Annotated in this window: 2 protein-coding genes; both read right to left on the bottom strand. The window is 61.6% G+C overall.

The window, feature by feature from the left end; all coding sequences use genetic code 11:
* Window positions 1–549 (bottom strand): MFS transporter (locus RWK44_RS34785; protein ID WP_316030170.1); only part of this gene is annotated, 549 nt, incomplete at its 3' end.
* A gap of 87 nt (window positions 550–636) precedes the next feature.
* Window positions 637–1,060: cupin domain-containing protein (locus RWK44_RS34780; protein ID WP_316030169.1), on the bottom strand; the 424-nt coding region annotated here is incomplete at its 5' end.

Below are 1,060 nucleotides of genomic sequence, written 5' to 3'. Positions count from 1 at the left end.
GAAGGTGAGGAAATTGATTTCGAGCCCACCGAACCCGGCCACCATTGCGGACAGGATGCGACCAAAAAAGTTGCTCGCGACATTGCCGGTGACATAGGCCGCCAACGCGCCTGTCGCCTGGGTTGGCGAGAAGTGTTCCGAGAGATAGGCAATGGTCAGCGTGAAGGCTGCCGACATGCAGAGGCCCTGGACGATACGGAGGATGGCAAAAACCGTCAGATCGTGGGTAAAGGCGAGAGCTGTCGTGGGAAGGGAAAGCAGCGCAAGGCTGATCCAAATACCGCTGCGGCGATCGATCCTGCGACCGAAGAAGGCTATGCCAAGGCCGGCGACGGCCATGCCGAAAGTGCTGGCATTGACGGCAAAGCCCATCGCGGCGCGGCTGACCTGGAATTTCTCGACAAGCGCGGGCAGGATCGCCTGAGCCGCGAAGAGATCGACCAGTGTCAGGAAGGAAACCAGCGCGATGACGGCAAAGCGCCGGCCATCGGCGGCGGTAGCGCCGAGGGTCGTTCTCGGCGGATTGAGGACATGCTCGATGCCGGTCATGGCGATCGCTCCAACGGTTGGATGAAGTGGTGCGGCATCTCCGATCTGGCGGGACCGGAGACGCCTTTCAGCGAGCCTGGGAGCAGCTCACATGGATTCGTGCTTTTGCGCTTCCGAGGTCAGGATGTCGGCGGAGTAGAGGACAGCCGGCTCGCTGCCATTGTTCTTCCACCAATGCGACAGCATGCCGAATTCGGCAGTCACGTCGCCGGCCTTGTGCTCGATCGGCACCTTGCAAGTGCTGCGGTATTCGGTGATCGAGCCCGAAACGATCAGGATGTTGGCCGGGCGAGCCTCATGCGAATGCCACGGCACGACGCCGCCGGGCTGCACGACGAGCTTGCGCATGCGTAGGGCACTGTTCTTCCAGGCATCGCCCTTGGAGGCGAGATCAATCGAGGAAATGACCTCGTCGGTCACGTTCTTCGGCATCATTTCGCCGGGCTGCATGCCGTTTTCGGCGACCTGATCGGCCGGGCATTCGCCGGCATAGGCATAGCCGATCGGGATC

Origin of the sequence: Rhizobium sp. 25PS6 (genome assembly GCF_032464655.1) — a bacterium.
Taxonomy (GTDB): Bacteria; Pseudomonadota; Alphaproteobacteria; order Rhizobiales; family Rhizobiaceae; genus Rhizobium; species Rhizobium laguerreae.
The sequence above is the reverse complement of the archived record's forward strand: the minus strand, read 5'-3'. Positions and strand labels throughout refer to the sequence as shown.